Annotated in this window: 23 protein-coding genes; 8 read left to right on the top strand and 15 right to left on the bottom strand. The window is 70.2% G+C overall.

Annotation, left to right across the window (positions count from 1 at the left end; translation table 11 throughout):
* The first annotated feature begins 17 nt into the window (after positions 1–17).
* Both ACZ7L5_RS07880 and ACZ7L5_RS07875 read left to right on the top strand, forming a co-directional pair.
* Positions 18–911: a deoxyribonuclease IV gene (locus tag ACZ7L5_RS07880; RefSeq protein ID WP_471515264.1), complete on the top strand. Its 894-nt coding sequence runs from the start codon at positions 18–20 to the stop codon at positions 909–911.
* A gap of 129 nt (positions 912–1,040) precedes the next feature.
* Positions 1,041–1,526, top strand: a complete 486-nt coding sequence (locus ACZ7L5_RS07875) for a DUF4396 domain-containing protein (RefSeq protein WP_471515262.1) — start codon at positions 1,041–1,043, stop codon at positions 1,524–1,526.
* 24 nt (positions 1,527–1,550) lie between these two features.
* Here ACZ7L5_RS07875 and ACZ7L5_RS07870 read toward each other — a convergent pair whose 3' ends face one another.
* Positions 1,551–2,183: a sulfite oxidase-like oxidoreductase gene (locus ACZ7L5_RS07870; protein WP_328882208.1), complete on the bottom strand. Its 633-nt coding sequence runs from the start codon at positions 2,181–2,183 to the stop codon at positions 1,551–1,553.
* Between the two features lie 176 nt (positions 2,184–2,359).
* Between ACZ7L5_RS07870 and bfr the strand changes: the two genes are divergently transcribed.
* Complete coding sequence (gene bfr / locus ACZ7L5_RS07865; protein WP_328882207.1) at positions 2,360–2,836, top strand: bacterioferritin; 477 nt, start codon at positions 2,360–2,362, stop codon at positions 2,834–2,836.
* Here the strand turns inward: bfr and ACZ7L5_RS07860 are convergent.
* Both ACZ7L5_RS07860 and ACZ7L5_RS07855 read right to left on the bottom strand, forming a co-directional pair.
* Entirely contained in the window at positions 2,833–3,066 is a 234-nt protein-coding gene (locus tag ACZ7L5_RS07860; RefSeq protein WP_328884504.1) for a (2Fe-2S)-binding protein, read from the bottom strand. The two genes, bfr and ACZ7L5_RS07860, sit on opposite strands and share 4 nt — an antisense overlap.
* A 143-nt stretch (positions 3,067–3,209) precedes the next feature.
* On the bottom strand, positions 3,210–4,562 hold the full coding sequence (locus ACZ7L5_RS07855; RefSeq protein ID WP_328882206.1) for a class II 3-deoxy-7-phosphoheptulonate synthase: 1,353 nt from the start codon (positions 4,560–4,562) through the stop codon (positions 3,210–3,212).
* A gap of 103 nt (positions 4,563–4,665) precedes the next feature.
* Here ACZ7L5_RS07855 and ACZ7L5_RS07850 point away from each other — a divergent pair, with 103 nt between their 5' ends.
* Positions 4,666–4,722: a trp operon leader peptide gene (locus ACZ7L5_RS07850; RefSeq protein WP_071528813.1), complete on the top strand. Its 57-nt coding sequence runs from the start codon at positions 4,666–4,668 to the stop codon at positions 4,720–4,722.
* A gap of 117 nt (positions 4,723–4,839) precedes the next feature.
* On the top strand, positions 4,840–6,774 hold the full coding sequence (locus ACZ7L5_RS07845; RefSeq protein ID WP_471515260.1) for an anthranilate synthase family protein: 1,935 nt from the start codon (positions 4,840–4,842) through the stop codon (positions 6,772–6,774).
* On the opposite strand, the gene ACZ7L5_RS07840 is transcribed toward ACZ7L5_RS07845, so the two are convergent.
* From ACZ7L5_RS07840 to ACZ7L5_RS07820, 5 genes are all read right to left on the bottom strand, one after another.
* Positions 6,726–7,721: a 2-hydroxyacid dehydrogenase gene (locus ACZ7L5_RS07840; RefSeq protein ID WP_471515258.1), complete on the bottom strand. Its 996-nt coding sequence runs from the start codon at positions 7,719–7,721 to the stop codon at positions 6,726–6,728. The genes ACZ7L5_RS07845 and ACZ7L5_RS07840 overlap by 49 nt on opposite strands.
* Before the next feature lie 63 nt (positions 7,722–7,784).
* The gene (locus tag ACZ7L5_RS07835; protein WP_369270498.1) at positions 7,785–8,813 is read right to left on the bottom strand and encodes a 6-phosphofructokinase; all 1,029 of its coding nucleotides are present in this window, start codon (positions 8,811–8,813) and stop codon (positions 7,785–7,787) included.
* Positions 8,814–8,959: 146 nt separating this feature from the next.
* Positions 8,960–9,661, bottom strand: a complete 702-nt coding sequence (locus ACZ7L5_RS07830) for a response regulator transcription factor (protein WP_365064767.1) — start codon at positions 9,659–9,661, stop codon at positions 8,960–8,962.
* A complete protein-coding gene (gene macS, locus ACZ7L5_RS07825; RefSeq protein WP_471515255.1) occupies positions 9,658–10,896 on the bottom strand; it encodes a MacS family sensor histidine kinase in 1,239 nt (412 codons plus the stop codon). The genes ACZ7L5_RS07830 and macS overlap by 4 nt, the downstream gene beginning before the upstream one ends.
* Positions 10,897–10,930: 34 nt before the next feature.
* Positions 10,931–11,662, bottom strand: coding sequence for a lysophospholipid acyltransferase family protein (locus tag ACZ7L5_RS07820; protein WP_328884503.1), 732 nt, complete (start codon positions 11,660–11,662; stop codon positions 10,931–10,933).
* A gap of 195 nt (positions 11,663–11,857) precedes the next feature.
* Here ACZ7L5_RS07820 and ACZ7L5_RS07815 point away from each other — a divergent pair, with 195 nt between their 5' ends.
* On the top strand, positions 11,858–12,637 hold the full coding sequence (locus ACZ7L5_RS07815; protein WP_471515253.1) for an alpha/beta hydrolase: 780 nt from the start codon (positions 11,858–11,860) through the stop codon (positions 12,635–12,637).
* Positions 12,630–13,274, top strand: a complete 645-nt coding sequence (locus tag ACZ7L5_RS07810; protein WP_471515251.1) for a hypothetical protein — start codon at positions 12,630–12,632, stop codon at positions 13,272–13,274. Before ACZ7L5_RS07815 ends, ACZ7L5_RS07810 begins: the two co-directional genes overlap by 8 nt.
* A 1-nt stretch (position 13,275) precedes the next feature.
* Here ACZ7L5_RS07810 and ACZ7L5_RS07805 read toward each other — a convergent pair whose 3' ends face one another.
* The 6 genes from ACZ7L5_RS07805 to ACZ7L5_RS07780 form a co-directional block, all read right to left on the bottom strand.
* Positions 13,276–14,025: an endonuclease/exonuclease/phosphatase family protein gene (locus tag ACZ7L5_RS07805; RefSeq protein ID WP_471515249.1), complete on the bottom strand. Its 750-nt coding sequence runs from the start codon at positions 14,023–14,025 to the stop codon at positions 13,276–13,278.
* Between the two features lie 112 nt (positions 14,026–14,137).
* Entirely contained in the window at positions 14,138–15,091 is a 954-nt protein-coding gene (locus ACZ7L5_RS07800; RefSeq protein WP_328882197.1) for an ROK family glucokinase, read from the bottom strand.
* Between the two features lie 140 nt (positions 15,092–15,231).
* Entirely contained in the window at positions 15,232–15,726 is a 495-nt protein-coding gene (locus ACZ7L5_RS07795; RefSeq protein WP_328882196.1) for a DUF5304 domain-containing protein, read from the bottom strand.
* A gap of 57 nt (positions 15,727–15,783) precedes the next feature.
* Positions 15,784–16,959, bottom strand: a complete 1,176-nt coding sequence (locus ACZ7L5_RS07790) for an ArsA family ATPase (RefSeq protein ID WP_471515247.1) — start codon at positions 16,957–16,959, stop codon at positions 15,784–15,786.
* A gap of 146 nt (positions 16,960–17,105) precedes the next feature.
* Positions 17,106–17,546: an SRPBCC family protein gene (locus ACZ7L5_RS07785; protein WP_328882194.1), complete on the bottom strand. Its 441-nt coding sequence runs from the start codon at positions 17,544–17,546 to the stop codon at positions 17,106–17,108.
* Between the two features lie 131 nt (positions 17,547–17,677).
* The gene (locus ACZ7L5_RS07780; RefSeq protein ID WP_471515245.1) at positions 17,678–18,475 is read right to left on the bottom strand and encodes a metallophosphoesterase family protein; all 798 of its coding nucleotides are present in this window, start codon (positions 18,473–18,475) and stop codon (positions 17,678–17,680) included.
* 310 nt (positions 18,476–18,785) lie between these two features.
* Between ACZ7L5_RS07780 and ACZ7L5_RS07775 the strand changes: the two genes are divergently transcribed.
* Positions 18,786–20,582 carry an AMP-dependent synthetase/ligase gene (locus ACZ7L5_RS07775; protein WP_471515243.1) on the top strand — a complete coding sequence of 599 codons (1,797 nt, stop codon included), beginning with the start codon at positions 18,786–18,788 and terminating at the stop codon, positions 20,580–20,582.
* Positions 20,583–20,623: 41 nt separating this feature from the next.
* On the opposite strand, the gene ACZ7L5_RS07770 is transcribed toward ACZ7L5_RS07775, so the two are convergent.
* A complete protein-coding gene (locus ACZ7L5_RS07770; RefSeq protein WP_471515241.1) occupies positions 20,624–21,766 on the bottom strand; it encodes a glycosyltransferase family 4 protein in 1,143 nt (380 codons plus the stop codon).
* Between the last annotated feature and the right edge of the window lie 21 nt (positions 21,767–21,787).

Genomic DNA, 21,787 nt, shown 5'->3' with positions numbered 1-21,787 from the left:
CATGACACCCTGAACGGGTGAGAAGTCAGCAGTCCGGCACCGCCCCGTCGGGCCCCTCCCGCAACCCCGTCGGCGGCCACGTCCCCGTGGCCGGCGGGCTCAGTTCCGTCGGGCTCACCTACGCCCACGACCTCAAGGCCGAGACGGTCCAGGTCTTCGTCGCCAACCCGCGCGGCTGGGCCACGCCGGCGGGGAACCCGCGGCAGGACGAGGAGTTCCGCGCGGTGTGCGAGGCCGAGTCGATCCCGGCGTATGTGCATGCGCCGTATCTGATCAACTTCGGCTCTCACACCGAGGCGACGGTCGAGAAGTCGGTCGAGTCGCTGCGGCACTCGCTGCGGCGCGGGCGGGAGATCGGGGCGCTGGGCGTGGTCGTGCACACGGGCAGCGCGACCGGCGGCCGGGAGCGGACCGTGGCACTCAAGCAGGTACGCGAGCACATGCTGCCGCTCCTCGACGAGCTGACCCACGACGACGACCCTTTCCTGCTGCTGGAGTCCACCGCCGGGCAGGGTTCCTCACTCTGCTCGCGGACCTGGGACTTCGGGCCGTACTTCGAGGCGCTGGACGCCCATCCGAAGCTGGGCGTGTGCCTGGACACCTGCCACATCTTCGCCGCCGGCCATGACCTGACCGGCCCGTCCGGCATGCACCAGACGCTCGACCTGCTGGTGGACACCGTCGGCGAGGGCCGCCTGAAGCTGATCCACGCCAATGACTCCAAGGACGTCGTCGGCGCCCACAAGGACCGGCACGAGAACATCGGCGCAGGTCACATCGGCGAGGACCCGTTCCGGGCACTGATGACGCACCCGGCCACCGAGGGCGTACCGCTGATCATCGAGACACCGGGCGGGAAGGAAGGGCACGCGGCGGACGTGGAGCGGCTGAAGAAGCTTCGCGACGCGTAACCCGGCCCGGCAGGAGCAGGAGCAGGAGCAGGACACGAAAGGACAGGACAGGACAGGGTTGGGAATACCCCTGGGGGGTATATGGTTCCTGCTCGGTACGGGAACCGTGACCTGGCATCGGGGGCACTCATGCAGCACGAGGCGCACGCGGCACACGCTCACCACGAGGTGGCCGCCACCAGCACGTGGGCGATGGCGATTCGGGCCACCCTGCACTGCCTCACAGGCTGCGCCATCGGCGAAGTGCTGGGCATGGTGATCGGCACGGCGCTCGGCTGGAGCACCGTACCGACGCTGATCCTGGCGATCGCCCTCGCCTTCTTCTTCGGCTACGCACTCACCCTGCGCGGGGTGCTGAAGGCGGGCGTCGACCTGCGTGCCGCGCTCAAGGTGGCGCTGGCCGCGGACACCCTGTCCATCGCCGTGATGGAACTGGTCGACAACGGTGTGATCGTGCTGTGGCCCGGCGCCATGGACGCCGAGCTCGCCGACCCGCTGTTCTGGTGGGTGCTGGCGATCGCGCTGACCGTCGCCTTCGTTCTGACGACTCCGGTCAACAAGTGGATGATCGGGCGCGGCAAGGGGCATGCGGTGGTGCACCAGTACCACCACTGAAGGCCTCGGTACGACCGCCGAAGGTCACAGCTCAGGCCCGTCCCCGGGCTCCTCCTGGTACGAGTACCGCTGTTCCTTCCACGGGTCCCCGAGGTTGTGGTACCCGCGCTCCTCCCAGAACCCGCGCCGGTCGGCGGTCATGTACTCCACGCCCCGGACCCACTTCGGCCCCTTCCAGGCGTACAGATGGGGGACGACCAGACGGAGGGGGAATCCGTGCTCCGCCGTGAGCAGTTCGCCATCCTTGTGGGTCGCGAAGATCGCGAGATCGGAGGCGAAGTCGGCAAGGCGCAGGTTGGAGCTGAAGCCGTACTCGGCCCACACCATCACATGCGTGACGGCCGGGGCGGGCGGGGCGATGTCGAGGATCGTACGGGCCGGGATGCCGCCCCACTCCGCGCCGAGCATGCTGAACTTCGTGACGCAGTGCAGATCGGCGACGACGGTCTTGTACGGCAGAGCCGTGAACTCCTCGTGGGTCCAGCAGTGCTTCTCGCCGTCGGCGGTGGCCCCGAACACCCTGAACTCCCAGCGTTCGGGACGGAACTTGGGGACCGGGCCGTAGTGCGTGACCGGCCAGCCGCGCTGCACTCGCTGTCCCGGCGGAAGCTCGGCGTGTGCTGCTGCTCCACCTTCGCGCTCTGCCGGCTGACCCATGTCTCCATCCTGACAGACCGGGGGCAGTGCACCTGACCACACCCCTCCGCAATCCACCGCAAACTGGACTAAGCATGCACTTACTTACTAAGTGAAGACTTACTGGACGATCTTCTTCAGCGGTGGAATCATGCGGCGCAACCCGCCAGTTACCACGCGTGGAAGGAGCCTCTGCGATGCAGGGCGACCCCGAGGTCCTCGAATTCCTCAACGAGCAGCTGACCGGCGAGCTCACGGCGATCAACCAGTACTGGCTGCACTACCGGATCCAGGACAACAAAGGCTGGACCAAGCTCGCCAAGTACACGCGTGAAGAGTCCATCGATGAGATGAAGCACGCGGACAAGCTCACCGAGCGCATCCTCATGCTGGACGGCCTGCCCAATTACCAGCGGCTGTTCCACGTGCGGGTCGGCCAGACGGTCACCGAGATGTTCCAGGCCGACCGTCAGGTCGAGGTCGAGGCGATCGACCGCCTCAAGCGCGGCATCGAGGTGATGCGCACCAAGGGCGACATCACATCCGCGAACATCTTCGAGTCGATCCTCGAGGACGAGGAGCACCACATCGACTACCTGGACACCCAGCTGGAACTCATCGAGAAGCTCGGTGAGGCCCTCTACCTCGCGCAGCAGATCGAGCAGCCGAGCTAGGCCGCGTCCTCAAGATCGGCGAGCAAGGGCTCACCCTGGTCGGCCAGCTCCCGGCGCGGGCAGGCACCCCTGCCCAGGAGCGCTTGGATACGGCGCACACACGAGCCGCAGTCCGTGCCGGCCTTGCAGGCCGAAGCTATCTGGCGGGGAGTGCAGGCACCGCCCTCCGCGTGCTTCTTGACCTGCTGCTCGGTGATGCCGAAGCAGCTGCAGACGTACACGCGGTTCACCTCCCGGCGGGATCGATGCGCCATCCCCTTGATCGGTGAGGCTAACCTAACCTTACCCGTCACACAGGAACCGTAAAAGTGGGGTGGGGCGCGGATCGTATGTGATCCGCGCCCCACCTCTTTGCGTGTAACAACCGAACCGGCTACTGGTCCCTGTACATCTCCGCGACGAGGAACGCCAGGTCAAGCGACTGGCTGCGGTTGAGCCGCGGGTCGCAGGCCGTCTCGTATCGCTGGTGCAGATCGTCGACGAAGATCTCGTCGCCGCCGCCCACGCACTCGGTGACATCGTCGCCGGTGAGCTCCACGTGGATGCCGCCCGGGTGGGTGCCGAGGGCCTTGTGGACCTCGAAGAAGCCCTTGACCTCGTCGAGCACGTCGTCGAAGCGGCGGGTCTTGTGACCGGAGGCCGCCTCGAAGGTGTTGCCGTGCATCGGGTCGGTCACCCAGGCCACGGTGGCGCCCGAGGCGGTGACCTTCTCGACCAGCTCGGGGAGCTTGTCGCGGACCTTGTCGGCGCCCATCCGGACGATGAAGGTCAGCCGGCCCGGCTCGCGCTCGGGGTCCAGGCGCTCGATGTACTGCAGCGCCTCCTCGGCCGTCGTGGTCGGGCCGAGCTTGATGCCGATCGGGTTGCGGATCTTGGAGGCGAACTCCACGTGCGCGTGATCCAGCTGCCGGGTGCGCTCACCGATCCACACCATGTGGGCGGAGACGTCGTACAGCTGCCCGGTGCGCGAGTCGACCCTGGTCAGCGCGGATTCGTAGTCGAGCAGCAGCGCCTCGTGCGAGGAGTAGAACTCGACCGTCTTGAACTCCTCCGGGTCGGCCCCGCAGGCGTGCATGAAGTTCAGCGCCTGGTCGATCTCGCGGGCGAGCTGCTCGTAGCGCTGGCCGGACGGGGACGACTTCACGAAGTCCTGGTTCCAGGCGTGCACCTGGCGCAGGTCGGCGTAACCGCCGGTGGTGAAGGCGCGCACCAGGTTGAGCGTGGAGGCGGACGCGTTGTACATCCGCTTCAGGCGCTCGGGGTCCGGGATGCGGGCGGCCTCGTTGAAGTCGAAGCCGTTGACCGAGTCGCCGCGGTACGTCGGCAGGGTCACACCGTCGCGGGTCTCGGTGCCCTTGGAGCGCGGCTTGGAGTACTGGCCGGCGATACGGCCGACCTTCACCACGGGGACGGACGCGGCGTACGTCAGCACGGCGCCCATCTGGAGCAGCGTCTTGAGCTTGTTGCGGATCTGGTCTGCGGACACCGCGTCGAAGGCCTCGGCGCAGTCGCCGCCCTGGAGGAGGAACGCCTCTCCCTTGGCGACGGCCGCCATCCGGGCGCGCAGCTGATCGCACTCGCCCGCAAAGACGAGCGGCGGATACGACTCGAGGTCCGCAACGACTGCGCGCAGAGCCTCGGTGTCGGGGTACTCGGGCTGCTGCGCCGCGGGCAGGTTTCGCCAGGTGTTGCCAGCGCTCGCGCTGGTCTTAGCGTTCACGGTCACGACCTCAACATTACGGGGTCGGGTAGGGCGTCCTGCCCCATGCCCAGCAATTGAGACACGGGGTACACGACTCGGACACCCGGCATGGGATAAGGTGCCTCGCATGTTCGCGCACTCGACCCAGAACTGGTGGTGGACCGCTCATCCGGCGGCCCACTGACTGCGCGTACGCAGACTTCGCGAAGGCCGCCCGAGGGGCGGCCTTCGGCGTTTTCCGGGTCGTTCCTCTCCACCGAATCCACTGATCAACTGATCCACGGAGAAGGAGCACGGACCCATGAACCTGCTCGGCTTGCCGGACGACCCCCGCCCGTTCGCCCTGCTGCGCCGCCGCACCCCGGGTCACGATCACGAGACCGTCGAGGTCATGATCGGCCCGGTCAGCACCTACGACAGACTGGCCGACCTCCCCGCCGAGGGCCTGGCGCTGGTCCCCTTCCGGCAGATCCGCGAGCGCGGCTTCGACGTCCGTGACGACGGCACGCCGCTGTCGGTGCTGATCCCCGAGGAGACGTACGAGATCCCGCTCACCGACGCCCTGGCGCAGCTCCCCGCGCACGACGTGCGGGTCGAGGGCGGCGGTTTCGACGTCGGCGACGAGGAGTACGGCGAGATCGTCGGGCGGGTGCTGCGCGAGGAGATCGGGCAGGGCGAGGGCGCGAACTTCGTGATCCGGCGGACGTACGAGGGTGAGATCCCGGGGTTCGGACGCGCCGACGCGCTCGCGCTGTTCCGGCGGCTGCTGGAGGGCGAGCGGGGCGCGTACTGGACGTTCGTCGTGCACACCGGAAGTCAAAAGGGGCCCGTAGGGCCTTCCTCGGAAGGGCGGGGGCGGGAGACGGGTGGGCGCACGCTGGTGGGGGCGAGCCCCGAGGTGCACGTCCGGATGTCCGGCGGGACCGTGATCATGAACCCGATCAGCGGGACGTACCGCTACCCCGCCGAGGGGCCGACGCCCGGGCATCTGCTGGACTTCCTCGCCGACGGCAAGGAGATCGAGGAGCTGTCGATGGTCGTCGACGAGGAGCTCAAGATGATGTGCACCGTCGGTGACATGGGCGGCGTGGTCGTCGGGCCCCGCCTGAAGGAGATGGCGCACCTCGCGCACACCGAGTACGAGCTGCGCGGGAAGTCCTCCCTGGATGTGCGGGAGGTCCTCAAGGAGACCATGTTCGCGGCCACCGTCACCGGCTCGCCCGTGCAGAACGCCTGCCGGGTCATCGAGCGGCACGAGGTCGGCGGGCGCGGCTACTACGCCGGCGCGCTGGCCCTCCTCGGCCAGGACTCCGGCGGAGCCCAGACCCTCGACTCCCCCATCCTGATCCGCACCGCCGACATCGACGCGGCCGGACGGCTGCGGGTGCCGGTCGGCGCCACGCTGGTGCGGGGGTCGGACCCGGTGAGCGAGGTCGCGGAGACCCACGCCAAGGCGGCGGGCGTACTGGCGGCTCTGGGCGTACGGCCGGGAAGGCCGCGCGGGGAGTCCGTACGACCCCGCCTGGCCGACGATCTACGCGTGCGTGCCGCGCTCGACGGGCGCCGGGCGTCGCTCGCGCCCTTCTGGCTGCGGATGCAGGAGCCGTCCGCCGAGCTGAGCGGTCACGCCCTGGTCGTCGACGGGGAGGACACCTTCACGGCGATGCTCGCGCATGTGCTGCGGTCGAGCGGCCTGGAGGTGACCGTGCGGCGCTACGACGGGCCCGGTCTGCGGGAGGGGGTACTCGCGCACGAGGGACCGGTCGTGCTCGGCCCCGGGCCCGGCGACCCCTCGGATCTCGCCGACCCGAAGATGCGGTTCCTGCGGGAGCTGACCGCCGAGGTCATCCGGAATCACCGGCACGGTGTGCTCGGCGTCTGTCTCGGGCACGAGCTGATCGCGGCCGAGCTGGGGCTGGAGATCGTACGCAAGGAAGTGCCGTACCAGGGCGCGCAGACGACGATCGAGCTGTTCGGGCGGCCGGAGACGGTCGGTTTCTACAACAGCTTCGTGGCGCGCTGCGACGACGAGGCCCTCCAGGAGCTCACCGCGCACGGCGTCGAGGTCAGCCGGGCCGGCAACGGGGAGGTGCATGCGGTGCGCGGGCCCGGCTTCGCGGGCGTGCAGTTCCACCCGGAGTCGGTCCTGACGCTGAACGGCGCCGCCGTCGTGCGGGAGCTGGTGGGTCAGCTGCGCGGGACCAGCACGTTCTCGGAGCGTCGGCCCGCCGTGTAGTCGAGGACGTTGTTCAGCGTGGTCTCGACGATCTGGCCGACGGCGTCCTGGGTGTAGTACGCCTGATGGGAGGTGACCAGGACGTTCGGGAAGGTGACGAGGCGGGCCAGGGTGTCGTCCTCGATCGCCTGGAGGGACTTGTCGAGGAAGAACAGCCCGGCCTCGGCCTCGTACACGTCGAGGCCGACGCCCGTGAAGCGGCCCTCGCGCAGTTCGGCGACGAGGGCCGCGGTGTCGATGAGGCCGCCACGGCTGGAGTTGACGAGGACGGCGTCGTCCTTCATCGCCTTCAGGGCGTCCGCGTCGATCAGGTGCAAGGTCTCCGGCATCAGCGGGACGTGCAGGCTGACCAGGTCGGACTCGGCCAGGAGCTGGTCCTTGGAGACGTAGCGCATGCCGAGCTGCATGCAGGCGGGGTTCTCGGCGACGTCCCAGCCGAGGAGGTTCATGCCGAAGCCGTGGGCGATCCGCGTGAACGCCTCGCCGATCTTTCCGGTACCGAGGACGCCGGCGGTGCGGCCGTGCATGTCGCGGCCCATCAGACCGTCGAGGCGGAAGTCGAAGTCACGCGTGCGCGTGGAGGCACGGACGATGCGGCGGTTGACCGCCAGGGCGAGGGTCCAGGCGAACTCGGCCACGGCGTGGGGCGAGTAGTACGAGACCCGCGCGACCGTCATGCCGAGGCGCTCGGCGACCTTGAGGTCGATGTTGTTGAAGCCGGTGGAGCGCTGGGCGACCATCCGGGTCCCGCCGGCCGCGAGGGTCTCCAGGACGCGGTCGCCGAGGTCGCAGTTGACGCTGGTGCAGACGACCTCGTGACCGGTGGCGATGGGTGCGGTGTCCCCGTTGAGGAAGACGTCCAGGCAGCGGACCTCGTGGTGACCCCGGAAAGCCTGCTCGATCAGGGGCTTCTCGTCGGCCTGGACACCGAAGGCCATGATCTCCAAGACGGCTCCCTTTCGTGGGGTTGTGGGCCGAATATACGGCCCGCAACCCCACCCGAAGGCCGGTCAGCCGAAGAAGACGCCGACCTCTTCGTACAGCTTCGGATCGACCGTCTTCAGCTTGGCCGTGGCGTCCGCGATCGGGACGCGGACGATGTCGGTGCCGCGCAGGGCGACCATCTTGCCGAAGTCGCCGTCACGGACCGCCTCGATGGCGTGCAGTCCGAAGCGGGTGGCGAGCCAGCGGTCGAAGGCGCTGGGGGTGCCGCCGCGCTGGATGTGCCCGAGGACGGTCGTACGGGCCTCCTTGCCCGTCCGCCGCTCGATCTCCTTGGCCAGCCACTCGCCGACGCCGGACAGCCGGACGTGCCCGAAGGAGTCCAGCGACTGGTCTTTCAGCACCATGTCGCCGTCCTTGGGCATGGCGCCCTCGGCGACGACCACGATCGGGGCGTACGACGCCTTGAAGCGCGAGGTGATCCAGGCGCAGACCTTGTCGACGTCGAAGCGCTGCTCGGGGATGAGGATGACGTTGGCCCCGCCGGCCAGCCCCGAGTGGATGGCGATCCAGCCGGCGTGACGGCCCATCACCTCGCAGACGAGGACGCGCATATGGGACTCAGCGGTGGTGTGCAGCCGGTCGATCGCTTCCGTGGCGATGCCGACCGCGGTGTCGAAGCCGAAGGTGTAGTCGGTGGCGGACAGGTCGTTGTCGATCGTCTTCGGTACGCCGACGCAGGGCACGCCGTACTCGTCGGACAGCTGTGTGGCGACGCCCAGGGTGTCCTCGCCGCCGATGACGATGAGCGCCTCGACCTCCTGCTTGGCGAGGTTCTCCTTGATACGGCGGATGCCGTCCTCCTGCTTCAGCGGGTTGGTGCGCGAGGAGCCGAGGATGGTGCCGCCGCGGGGCAGGATGCCGCGCACGGCGGGGATGTCGAGACGGATGGTGTCGTTCTCGAGCGGACCTCGCCAGCCGTCCCGGAAGCCGACGAAGTCGTAGCCGTACTCCTGTACGCCCTTGCGGACGACGGCCCGGATGACGGCGTTGAGACCGGGGCAGTCGCCGCCTCCGGTCAGTACTCCGACCCGCATGGAAATGTCCCTTCGCCGCGGTTGCCTGATGAGGCCACGCTAATGGTGATACAGGTCACACAGGGATGGGCGGGAAGGGCAATTCCGGTGAAGTGTCAGGCGGTTGGTTTACGCACCGGTTCGTTCATCGGGTCAGCGGATCGCGATCACTCGTCGTCCAGGCCGCGCTCGATGGCGTATCGGACCAGCTCCACCCGGTTGTGCAACTGGAGCTTGCCGAGGGTGTTCTGGACGTGATTCTGGACCGTGCGGTGGGAGATGACGAGGCGTTCGGCGATCTGCTTGTAGCTCAGACCCTTGGCGACGAGCCGCAGCACCTCGGTCTCGCGCTCGGTGAGCTGCGGGGCCCCCGGCTGGTCGGTGTCCTGCGCGGCCGGCGCCGGCTCCGAGGCCAGGCGGCGGTACTCGCCGAGGACCAGCCCGGCCAGGCCCGGCGTGAACACCGGGTCGCCGACGGCGGTTCGGCGCACCGCGTCCAGCAGCTCCTCCGTGGAGGCGGACTTCAGCAGGTACCCGGTCGCGCCGGACTTCACGGCCTCCAGGACGTCGGCGTGCTCGCCGCTCGCGGACAGGACGAGGACGCGCAGGGCCGGGTTGTGGCCGACGAGTTCCTTGCAGACCTGGACGCCGGGCTTGGCGGGCAGGTTGAGGTCGAGCACCAGGACATCGGGGGCGGCGGCCTTGGCACGGCGTACCGCCTGGTCGCCGTCGCCGGCCGTGGCGACCACGTCGAGGCCGGACTCGGCCAGGTCGCGGGCGACCGCGTCGCGCCACATGGGGTGGTCGTCGACCACCATGACCCTGATCGTGCCCTGCCGTTCGTCCGGTCCGCTCGCGGTGTCCGTCATCGCTGCTCCGCCTTCCCCCGTGAAGCGCTGCTGTCCTTCGGCACTTTCAGTTCCACTTCGGTGCCCTGCCCCGGCACCGAGATCAGCTCGGCGGTGCCGCCGAGGTCCCGCAGCCTGCCGCGGATCGACAGGGCGACCCCGAGCCGCCCCTCACCCTCGGCCTGGGCGAGCCGGCCCTCGGGGATGCCGGGTCCGTCGTCGCGTACGGTGACGATCACCTCGTCGGGTTCGTCCTCGACGAGGATCCACGCACGGGCGTGCTCCCCCGCGTGCCGGCGGACGTTGTCCAGGGCGGCGCCGACGGCCGCGGCCAACTCCCGCGCCGCGGCCGGGGTCAGGGTGACGGGCGCGCCCGGCTCGGCGAGGCTGACCATGGCGCCGGCGTACGGGGCGAGCAGCACACGCAGATCGACCGGACCGGTGGGACCGGTGGAGTCGTCGGGCTCCTCGACGGCCCGTACGACCGCGCCCTCGGCGGCGTCCTCCGACACCCTCGACACGGGCACCAGGCCGCCCGAGACCAGCGTCCGCAGCGCGACCTCCTGCTCGCCCGCCATCCGGCCCAGCTCGGCCGCCTCGCCGCCGATGACGGCACCGCGCCGCTGCACCATCGCCAGCACCTGGAGCACGCTGTCGTGGATGTCCCGGGCGAGCCGCTCCCGCTCCCGCGTCGCCGCCTCGATCTCCAGGGCCCGGGCGAGGGTGCGCTCGGAGGCCCGGGCGACCTCGACGACGTAGCCGATGGCGATGGACGCGATCCAGACGAGCAGCACCATGTGGACGGTGTCGCGGGTCGGTACGCCGGAGCGGTGGACCAGGTTGGCGGCGGCGACCAGCGTGGAGGCGAAGGCGGCCCAGCGCCAGCCGCCCTTGATGGCGAACGCCAGCACGGCGCCCGCCGTCCATATCGACGGCAGCGTCGGGGCCCCGGCGTCGATCCGCTCGGGCGACTCGGCGAGCCGCGTGAGCAGGATGCCGGCCAGGGCGATGGTGAGGTCGACGGCGAGGAAGCGCTTGGTGCAGCTCGCGGCGTTCGCCACGCGGGGCAGGGTGGCCAGCGTCCAGACGGTCAGGACGGCGAAGTATCCGATGGCCACCCAGGGACGGGCGATCTCGTCGTACGCGCTGACGAAGAGCCCGATCGCGTACACCAGGGTCAGCACCCGGTATCCGGTGAGCGCACGCCACAGCGGCTGCTCGACCGACATCCTCATGACCCGCTCGCGCTTGGCCATGCCCCCCACCCCTCGGCTCAGTGTGCGGCCGACTCTATTCGGACAGTTCCTTCTTCTTCCGCGCCTGTTCCTTCTCGGCCTTCGCGGCCTCTGCGATCTGCCGCTTGGCGGCGGTCGCGTACATGTCGACGTACTCCTGGCCGGAGAGCTTCATGATCTCGTACATGACCTCGTCGGTCAGCGCGCGGAGCACGAAGCGGTCGTGCTCCATGCCCTGGTACCGGCCGAAGTCCAGCGGCCTGCCGATCCGGATGCCGGGCCGCATGAGCTTGGGCATGACCTTGCCGGGCGGCTGGATCTTCTCGGTGTCGATCATGGCGACCGGGATGACCGGCGCTCCGCTGGCGAGCGCCACGCGCGCGAGGCCGCCGGGCTTACCCCGGTAGAGCCGTCCGTCGGGCGAGCGCGTGCCCTCGGGATAGATACCGAACAGCTCACCGCGCTCAAGGACGTCCGTGCCGCTCTTGATGGCCGCCTCGCCCGCCCCGCGCCCGCCGGAGCGGTCCACGGGCAGCTGGCCGACGCCCTTGAAGAACGCGGCCGTCAGCCGGCCCTTGACGCCCGGAGTGGTGAAGTACTCGGCCTTCGCGATGAAGGTCACCTTGCGGTCGAGGACCGCGGGCAGGAAGAACGAGTCCGAGAAGGAGAGGTGATTGCTCGCGAGGATCGCAGGGCCCTCGGCGGGAATGTTCTCCAGGCCTTCCACCCAGGGCCTGAAGGCGACCTTCAGCGGTCCCCCGATGGTCACCTTCATCGCGCCGTACAACAACCGAGTGCCTCCTGTGTCTGTCGCTCAGACCTTAACCCGGGGCACTCCCAATGACTCCGACGACCCTGGTCGGTGTCAGTGCGGTCGCGTACGGTGAAGGACACCTGGATGTATCGACTTGCGGCTCCGCCGCGTGGGTCGTTGTGGTTCCTCTCGTCCATGTCGTCCTTCTCACGAACAGGAGACCGTAAGGTGCCGGTCCTTCCTGGAGCAGAGCCGTACCGCCGTGCCGGCGGTGAGGTCGGGGTTCTGCTCTGCCACGGCTTCACCGGTTCCCCCCAGTCGCTGCGCCCCTGGGCGGAGTCTCTCGCCGGGCAGGGGCTCACCGTCTCGCTGCCGCTGCTGCCGGGGCACGGCACGCGCTGGGAGGACATGCAGCTCACCGGCTGGCAGGACTGGTATGCCGAGGTGGACCGCGAGCTGCGCAGCCTGCGCGAGCACTGCTCCCGGGTCTTCGTGGCCGGCCTGTCCATGGGCGGCGCCCTGGCCCTGCGGCTCGCCGCGAAGCACGGGGAGGACGTCGCCGGGGTGCTGGTCGTCAACCCGGCGAACAGGATCCACGGGCTGTTCGCGTACACGCTTCCGGTGTCCCGCCACTTCGTCCGTACGGTGCCGGGGATCGTCAGCGACATCGCCAGGGAGGGCGGCGTCGAGATCGGGTACGACCGGGTTCCGCTGCACGCGGCCCACTCGCTGCGGACCTTCTTCCGCCTGGTCGACGGCGAGCTGCCGCAGGTCACCCAGCCGCTGCTGCTTCTGCGCAGCGCCCAGGACCACACCGTGCCGTCCGCGGACTCGGCCCGGATCCTGAGCAGGGTGTCGTCGACGGACGTAACGGAGGTCGTGCTGGAACAGAGTTATCACGTGGCGACGTTGGACCATGACGCGAACCGGATCTTCGAGGAGAGCCTCGGCTTCATCGGCCGGCTCGCAACCGGCGTCGGCAAGGGAAGGACGACCGCACGTGGCTGAGCACGACTCCGACCGCGAAAGGCGCGAGGACCGCGACGATCGCGAGCCGGAAGAGCAGCACGTCCCGTTCGACGAGGACGCAGCCTGGGCCGCGATCGTCGCCGGGTACGGCGACGAGCCGCCGGACCCGCCCGGCTCGAAGCCCTACAAGTCCGTGGAGGACCTGGCCCTGCTGGAGTCCGACACCAACGACGAGACGGACGGCAGGAGGGACGAGGAGCCGAAGGCCGGGCAGGGCGACAAGGGCGCGAAGGTCAAGCAGACCGACGAACCCAAGGAGGACGAGCCCGCCAAGTCCCTCGGCAGCTCGATCTCCTTCGCCCCCGGCGTCGGCCCACGCGACTACAGCGTGCCCGAGCCGGCCGAGGACGACTTCGACGCCGACGACGAGGGCCACTTCGTCCCGCCGGAGCCGCCGCCCCTGCCCGCCGCCGACGCGACCGCGAAGTTCGCCTGGCTCGCCGTGATCGGCGGGCCGGTCCTGCTGCTGCTCGCCGTCGTACTCAACTGGGACATGACGTGGTGGCTGGCCACCCTGGGCATCGGCGGGTTCCTGGGCGGGTTCGCCACGCTGGTGATGCGGATGAATACGGACGACGAGGACGACGACGATCCGGGGCGGGGCGCGGTCGTCTGACCTACTGAGCTGCCGGGACTCTGAGGGCGGCCAGGACCGGAAGGTGGTCCGTGGCCGCCCTCAGGTCTGTCCGCGTGATCCCGGGATGGCCGACGGGAACCCCGCATCCGACCACCTCGATGCCCTTGGTCGCGAAGATCGCGTCGATACGTTGATGCGGGTCGACCGGCGTGGAGGTGTACTCGTCGCCCCAGGGGCTGGTGGCCCAGCAGTCCTGGAGGCCTTCGGCCAGCCGGTGGAAGGTGCGGCCGCCGGGGCGTTCGTTCAGGTCGCCGCCCGCGACGGCATGCTCGACGCCCATGCCGGCGACGCGGTCGAGGAGCATGCCGCCCTGTTCGTAGCGCTCGTCCTTCTGCAGGGAGAGGTGACAGCAGAGCACGCCGAGACGGGCGCCCCCGAAGCGGACCACCGCCGTGGCGAAGCCGCGTCTGTGGAGTCCGGGGGTGAGCGGGAGGAGTACGTCCTCGGTGCGTTCGATCGTCGCCCGGAGCGAGCAGAGGATCGCCGGGCCCGCGGCCGTGGCGCCGCCCGTGAGGGTCACGAGGTTCGCCGCGCGGGCCAGGCGGGAGAGTTTCTTGCGCCAGCGGAAGAAACGGGGGGCTTCCTGGATGAGGACCAGGTCGGGGGCGCAGGCGGTGATGACGCGGGCGAGGGCGTCCGTGTCGTCGCGCATCGAGCGGATGTTGTAGCTGAGTACGCGGATGAGGGCGGAACCGTCGGGCTCTGTGTGGGAGTTGGGCAGCAGCTCCATGTGGATCAATTTACGCCCAATGGCTCGGGGCGCGAGGTTCATGGCGACAGCCGGTCGTACGTGGCTGGTCGCGCAGTTCCCCGCGCCCCTGAAGAGTCGGACCCACCGGCCCTTACATGATCGGGTCGGGCTCCCGGGCCAGGTCCGCCGCGCCCACCAGGCCCGCCTTGTTGCCGAGCTGGGCGGCGATGACGTCCGCCACCGGGCGCCAGTTGCCGCCCACGAGCCAGCGTTTGTAGGACTTGCGGATGGGGTCGAGGACCAGCTCGCCCTCGTCCGAGAGGCCGCCGCCGACGATGAAGGCGGACGGGTCGAAGAGGGAGGCCAGGTCGGCGAGGCCGGCGCCGGCCCAGCGGGCGAGCTCGCGGTAGGAGTCGACGGCGACCGGGTCACCCTGGCGGGCGGCCATGGAGATGTGCTTGCCCTCGATGCCCTCGGGGCTGCCGTCCCCCATGCCGAGCAGGACCTCGGCGCTCTCGGGAGTGGCGTTGGCGCGCTGCTTGGCGTATCGGACGAGGGCGCGGCCGGAGGCGTACTGCTCCCAGCAGCCCTGGCTGCCGCAGCCGCAGAGCAGGCCGTCCGGCACCATGCGGATGTGGCCGAACTCGGCGGCCACGCCGTAATGGCCGCGGCGCAGCTTGTTGCCGATGATGATGCCGCCGCCGAGGCCGGTGCCCAGCGTGATGCAGATGACGTTGCGGTGGCCCTTGCCGGCGCCGAACTTGTACTCGCCCCACGCGGCCGCGTTGGCGTCGTTCTCGACTACGACCGGGAGGCCGACGCGGGCCTCGACCTTCTCCTTGAGCGGCTCGTTGCGCCAGTCGATGTTGGGGGCGAAGTAGACCTCGGAACGCTGACGATTGACGTAACCGGCCGCACCGATACCCACGCCGACGATCTCGTGCCCGGCGCGCGCGCCCTCCACCGCGGAGGCGATGGCGTCCACGATGCCCTCGGGCGTGCCCGGGGTCGGCACCTTGTGGGTCGAGAGGATGTTGCCTTCCTCGTCGACCACGCCGGCCGCGATCTTCGTGCCGCCGATGTCGACGCCGATGGTGAGTCCCATGAATCCCTCAGTTTCGGTCGAGCCCCGCTACGGCCAACCGTACCCGAGCCCCTGTCGTCGCAGTCCCCGTCGTCCGCCCGGCGGACGGGGCCGGCCGAGCCCCCGGAACACAGGGCTCGGCTCATCCGTCGACCGGGGAATCAGTCCAGGTCGATGCGCTCGCCGGGACCGGCCTCGTCGCCTCGGTCGGGACGCTCGTCCAGGTCGTGCCCGCCCGTCTCCCGGGTGGTCCAGCGCTGTTCCTGGGCCTGGACCGCGGAGCGGTAGGCGGCGAGGAGTTCGCCGCCGGCCGCGGCCAGGTGGTCGAAGACGTCGGGGTTGCGCTCGATGACGGGCTCGACGGCGGCCTTTGCCTGCTCCACGACCTGCTTGACCACCTGCTGGGCGGCGGGTCCGGCGACCGCGCCGAGCAGCGGGGACTGGATGGTCGAGAGCTTGTCCGCGACGGCGTCGACGAGCTTGCGCAGTTCCTCGGCGGCAGAGCCCGGGGGCGTGCCGTACTCGGCGCGGCGGCGGGCCTTCTCCTCCGCGAGGTCCTCGGCGCACGCCGTGGCCCAGGCGTCGGCGTCGGTCGCCCGTACCTCGTCGATCGCCTCGTGCTTGTCGGCGTCGGACGTGGGGAGCTCTTCGCTCATGACGGACTCCTGACTACGGTTCGTCTCTACGACGTTACCCGAACGGGCGTACCTGCTTCACCGGGTCCTCGGCCACAGTCCCGGATCCGGCGCGAACCGGATCCGCAGCTCGCCGTCGCGCAGCCCGGCCCCGTCCACACCGCACCGGCGCAGGGCGGACGGCAGGGGCACGATACGCCGGAACTGTCCCGCGGTGAGGACGATTTCGTCGCCGCGCCGGACGAGGTCGAGTTCGTCGCGTACGGCGCCGGGCAGGGGGATGTGCCAGACGAGGACGCCGTCCTCGGCCAGCCGGTCGACGACGGGCCACTCCACGGTGGACGACGTCGTGTTGACGGCGGGCACGGCGAGCGCGGCGAGGTCGTCGGCGCCCCGGGGGTCCCGTCCGAGGTGGCCGACGCCATGGACGTCATGATCCTGCTGCCACTCCTCCAGGACCTTGCGCTGCTGGGTGACGGGTCCGTCGAGCCAGCTGCCCGCCGTGGCCTCCGCCTCCGGCAGGACGCGGTTGGCGATCAGCAGGTCGGGGCGCAGGCCGCGCAGGGCGAGGGCGAGGGTGGCGGCGCGCACGGCGTCGGCGCCGGCCGGGCCGGGTTCGGCCACCAGCCGTACGACGGTGTCGCGGTCGTCGACCACGGCCTCCACGGCGGCGAGCTCGACGTCCCAGCGGGCCGCGGTCTCGTACAGCCACTCCGCGGGCATCGGAACTCCGGCCAGCCGCCCCAGGACGGGCCGCAGCGCGCGGGCGGCCTGCCGTTCGGAGGGGATCAGCCGGCGCAGGTAGCGGCGCAGCTCCTCGGGGAGCGAGAGCAGGGCGAGGGCCTGCGGGGTGGCGGGCAGATCCACGACGAGCAGGTCGTGCCGCTCGGCGAGGGCGGCGTCCCGCAGCGCCCGCAGCAGCGCGAGCTCCTCGGCACCGGGGAGGGGAGTGACCTCTTCCGGGTCCAGCCGGGAGGCGCCGAGGAGGTCGAGGGCGGCGGAGGCGCGTTCCTGGAAGCCGGCGAGGTCGTCCCGGAAACTCAGCGCCGCGTCGGGGCGCCAGGCGGTGAGGGTCTCGCTGACCTGCGTCGGCGTCGCGCCGGTCGGCACGCCGAGAGCGGCACCGAGGGTGTCGGTGCGGTCGCCGCCGAGCAGGAGGGTGCGGGTGCCCTCACGGGCGGCGGCGAGCGCGGTGGCGGCGGCGACGGTGGTACGACCGCTGCCGCCAGGGCCCGTGATCAGGATGGTGCGCATGGGGGTGAACCGTAACGGACGTCGGGATCAAGGCCGCTCGGAACGCAGCCCCGGCCTGACGACACCGACTACCCATGTGACGCCGGTCCAGGCGTTCCAGCCCGTCCGGCGTTCGAGTACGGGGGAAGGGGCGGTCGGGCGGGCCCCTACTTGCCCGACTCCACCCGCTTCTTCAGCCCCGCCAACGCCCGGTCGATGATGACCTTCTCGGCCTTCCGCTTGATCATCCCCAGCATCGGGATCTTGACGTCCACCGTCAGCTGGTAGGTGACCTCGGTCGATCCCGCGCCCGCCGGCTTCAGAATGTACGAGCCGTCCAGCGACCGCAGCATCTGGGACTTCACCAGCGTCCAGGACACCTCGTTCGCACCGGTCCAGGTGTACCCCAGCACCTGGTCGTCCTTGATCGCCCCGGCGTCCATGACGAGCCGGACCTGCTCGGCTCGGCCCTGGTCGTCGGTCTTGAGGACCTCCGCCTCCTTCACCTCACCGGTCCAGTCCGGGTAGCGGGCGAAGTCGGCGATCACCCCCATGACATCGGCCGGTGCCGCCTCGATCATGATGCTCGAGCTGGTGTGTTCCGCCATCGCCGTGGCTCCTCCAGATGCGGGCCGGTAAGAAGTCGTGGTGCGCACGAGTGCGCAGCGTGAAGGCTACCGCGCGCCCGACCAGCCGACTTCACCCCACTTGCGATCCCGGCCGGATCCCGGCGGCCCGCTCACCATTCCAGCGCCCACGGCTTCCCCGACCCGGCGAAGTGCCCCACGTTCACGCACTCCGTCGCCCCGATCCGCATCCGCCGCACCAGAGGCTGATGGACGTGCCCGAAGAGGGAGTAACGGGGACGCGTACGGCGAATCGCCTCCAGCAGCGCCCTGCTCCCCCGCTCGAAGCGGCGCGCCACGGTGTCGTACACCAACTCGGGGACCTCCGGCGGAATGTGCGTGCACAGCACGTCCACCTCCCCCACGGCCTCGACCTTCGCGGCGTATTCCTCGTCGCTGATCTCGTAGGGCGTCCGCATCGGCGTCCGCAGGCCGCCGCCCACGAACCCGAAGGTCCAGCCCCCGATCTCCACCCGCTCCCCGTCCAGCACCGTCGTACCCGGCCCGGCGTACTCCGGCCACAGGGGCGGCATGTCGACATTGCCGTATGTGGCGTACGTCGGCGTCGGGAACGCCGCGAACATCTCGGCGTACTGCTTGCGCACCGCCTTCTCGATCACGGCACCCCGGTCCGAGCCGATCCCGGCCCACAGCCGCGCCCCGAACTCGCGGGCCTCCTCGAAGCGCCGGGCGGTGCGCAGCTCCACGATGCGGTCGGCGTTCCGCGCGCCGAACAGGTCGGGGAAGATGCCGCGCGAGTGGTCGGCGTAGTCGAGGAACAACACCAGGTCGCCGAGGCAGATCAGGGCGTCCGCGCCCTCGCCGGCTTTGGCCAGGCCACGGGCGTTGCCGTGCACGTCGCTGACCACGTGAACGCGGGTCCGGCGGTTTCCGGTCGGTGTCGGTGCCATGGCGATCAAGGGTAGGCGTGTGCGGCAAACGTGAACAGTGGCGGCGGGGCCCATGGTTACTGGCCAGTCGTCAGACGGCTCGACTACTGTGCGCGCAGAAGCACCCATCCGTGAAGCACCAACCGTGTGACGCAGCGAACATCTCGTCGGGACCCCCTGTCGAAGAAGCCATACCGGCGGGTAACGTCCGGTCGGTCCAGTCGTGCTCAGGATTTCAACTTGTGAATCCCTGAGCACCTGCCCGAGCCTTGGACCGCACCGTCGCATCACACAACGTCGTGGCGCCGGCGCCCTATGAGGAGCAGCAGTCTTGCGCGAGTTCAGCCTTCCGGCTTTGTACGAGGTCCCTGCGGACGGCAATCTGACCGACATCGTCCGCAGAAACGCCGCGCAGCACCCGGACGTCGCCGTCATCGCCCGCAAGGTGGGCGGTGCCTGGCAGGACGTGTCGGCCACCACGTTCCTCGCCGAGGTGCGCACGGCCGCGAAGGGGCTCATCGCCGCCGGCGTCCAGCCGGGCGACCGCGTGGGCCTGATGTCCCGTACCCGCTACGAGTGGACCCTGCTCGACTTCGCCATCTGGTCGGCGGGCGCGGTCACCGTGCCGGTGTACGAGACCAGCTCGCCGGAGCAGATCCAGTGGATCCTCTCCGACTCGGGCGCCACCGCCTGCGTCGTCGAGCTGGACAGCCACAGCGCCGCGGTCGAGTCGGTGCGCGATCACCTGCCCGCCCTCAAGCACGTCTGGCAGATCGAGGCCGGTGGCGTCGAGGAGCTGGGCCGGCTCGGGCAGGACATCAGCGACGCGACGGTCGAGGAGCGCAGCTCGCTGGCGAAGGCCGACGACCCGGCGACGATCGTGTACACGTCCGGTACGACGGGCCGCCCCAAGGGCTGTGTCCTCACCCACCGCAGCTTCTTCGCCGAGTGCGGCAACATCGTCGAGCGCCTGCGGCCCCTGTTCCGCACCGGCGAGTGCTCGGTCCTGCTCTTCCTCCCGCTCGCGCACGTCTTCGGCCGTCTGGTGCAGGTCGCGCCGATGATGGCGCCGATCAAGCTGGGCACCGTCCCGGACATCAAGAACCTCACCGACGAGCTGGCCTCGTTCCGGCCGACGCTGATCCTGGGCGTCCCGCGCGTCTTCGAGAAGGTCTACAACTCGGCGCGCGCCAAGGCCCAGGCGGACGGCAAGGGCAAGATCTTCGACAAGGCGGCGGACACGGCGATCGCCTACAGCAAGGCGCTGGACACCCCGTCCGGCCCGGCCGTGGGCCTGAAGATCAAGCACAAGGTCTTCGACAAGCTCGTCTACAGCAAGCTGCGCGCGGTACTCGGCGGCCGGGGCGAGTACGCCATCTCCGGCGGCGCCCCGCTGGGCGAGCGGCTCGGGCACTTCTTCCGCGGCATCGGCTTCACGGTCCTGGAGGGCTACGGCCTGACCGAGTCCTGCGCCGCCACCGCCTTCAACCCGTGGGACCGGCAGAAGATCGGCACGGTCGGCCAGCCGCTGCCGGGCTCGGTCGTGCGGATCGCGGACGACGGGGAGGTGCTGCTGCACGGCGAGCACCTGTTCAAGGAGTACTGGAACAACCCGGGCGCGACCGAGGAGGCGCTGGCCGACGGCTGGTTCCACACCGGTGACATCGGCACCCTCGACGAGGACGGCTACCTCAGGATCACCGGCCGCAAGAAGGAGATCATCGTCACGGCGGGCGGCAAGAACGTCGCGCCGGCAGTGATCGAGGACCGGATCCGGGCGCACGCGCTGGTCGCGGAGTGCATGGTGGTCGGCGACGGGCGGCCGTTCGTGGGCGCGCTGGTCACCATCGACGAGGAGTTCCTGGACCGCTGGTGCGCGGACCACGGCAAGCCGGCGGGTTCCACCCCGACGTCGCTGCACGAGGACCCCGACCTGCTGGCAGCGATCCAGTCGGCGATCGACGACGGCAACGCCGCGGTGTCGAAGGCGGAATCGGTGCGGAAGTTCCGCATTCTGCCCGCCCAGTTCACGGAGGACTCGGGCCATCTGACGCCGTCGCTGAAGCTGAAGCGCAACGTCGTGGCGAAGGACTACGCGGACGAGATCGAGGCGATCTACCGGAAGTAGTCTCCCGGCGCCGTCCGGGCTGCCGGGTACTCGTTGTCGGCCTACAGCAGCGTTTGCAGCTTCTCCGCCAGCAGGTCCCAGCGCCATTTCTCCTCGACCCACGCCCTGCCCCGCTCGCCCATCCTTCGGCGCAGCTCGGGATCGCCGAGGAGTGTGGTGATGCGGTCGGCGGCCTCTTCCGGGGAGCCGCCTCGCACGACCCAGCCCGTCTCGCCGTCCAGTACGGCATCCGGCGCCCCGCCCGAGTCGCCCGCGACCACCGGCAGGCCCGTGGCCGAGGCCTCCAGGTAGACGATGCCGAGGCCCTCCACGTCCAGGCCGCCCCGGCGGGTGCGGCACGGCATGGCGAAGACGTCGCCGGCGCCGTAGTGGGCGGGCAGCTCGGACCAGGGGACGGGCCCGGTGAAGTGGACCGAGTCGGCGACGCCCGTGTCGTGGGCCAGCTTGCGGAGGTCCTTGTCGTACGGGCCGCCCCCGACGATCAGCAGCACGGCGTCCGGCTCGGCGGCCAGGATGCGGGGCATGGCCAGGATCAGGGTGTCCTGCCCCTTGCGGCGCACCAGCCGGGACACGCACACGACGACCGGCCGGTCCGTCAGCCCCAGCCGCGCACGGACCTCGTCGCCGCCCGACCCGGGATGGAAGGTCTTCTCGTCGACCCCCGGCGGCAGCTGCACCATCCGCGAGGTCGCGTCCGGCGTCAGCGCGGTGGCGATCCGCGAGCGTGTGTACTCGCCCAGGTAGGTGATCGTGTCCGTCGACTCCCCGATCCGGCGCAGCAGCTGCCGGGCCGCGGGCAGTTGGGCCCAGCCCGCCTCGTGGCCGTGGGTCGTGGCCACGAGCCGTTCGGCCCCGGCCCTGCGCAGCGCCGGTGCCATCAGGCCGAGCGGGGCCGCCGCCCCGAACCACACCGACGTGCAGCCGTGCTCACGCAGCAGCCCGACCGCGCGCCGGGTCGCCGCGGGCGTCGGCAGCAGCATCGTCGTGCGGTCCCGTACGACCGTGAAGGGCTGGTCGGCGTCGAAGGCGGCGGTGGCCTCGATGCCCTCGCGGCTGCGCTTCCAGGTGGAGGCGTAGACGACCAGCCGCTCCGGGTCGAGCCGTAGCGCCATGTTGTGCAGGAACGCCTGGATGCCGCCGGGGCGGGGCGGGAAGTCGTTGGTCACGATCAGGGTCTTGTGCACGCCGCCGACCTTACCGAAGCC

Source organism: Streptomyces sp. NPDC107528 (assembly GCF_055639295.1).
This window is presented reverse-complemented; position numbering and strand designations above follow the sequence as displayed.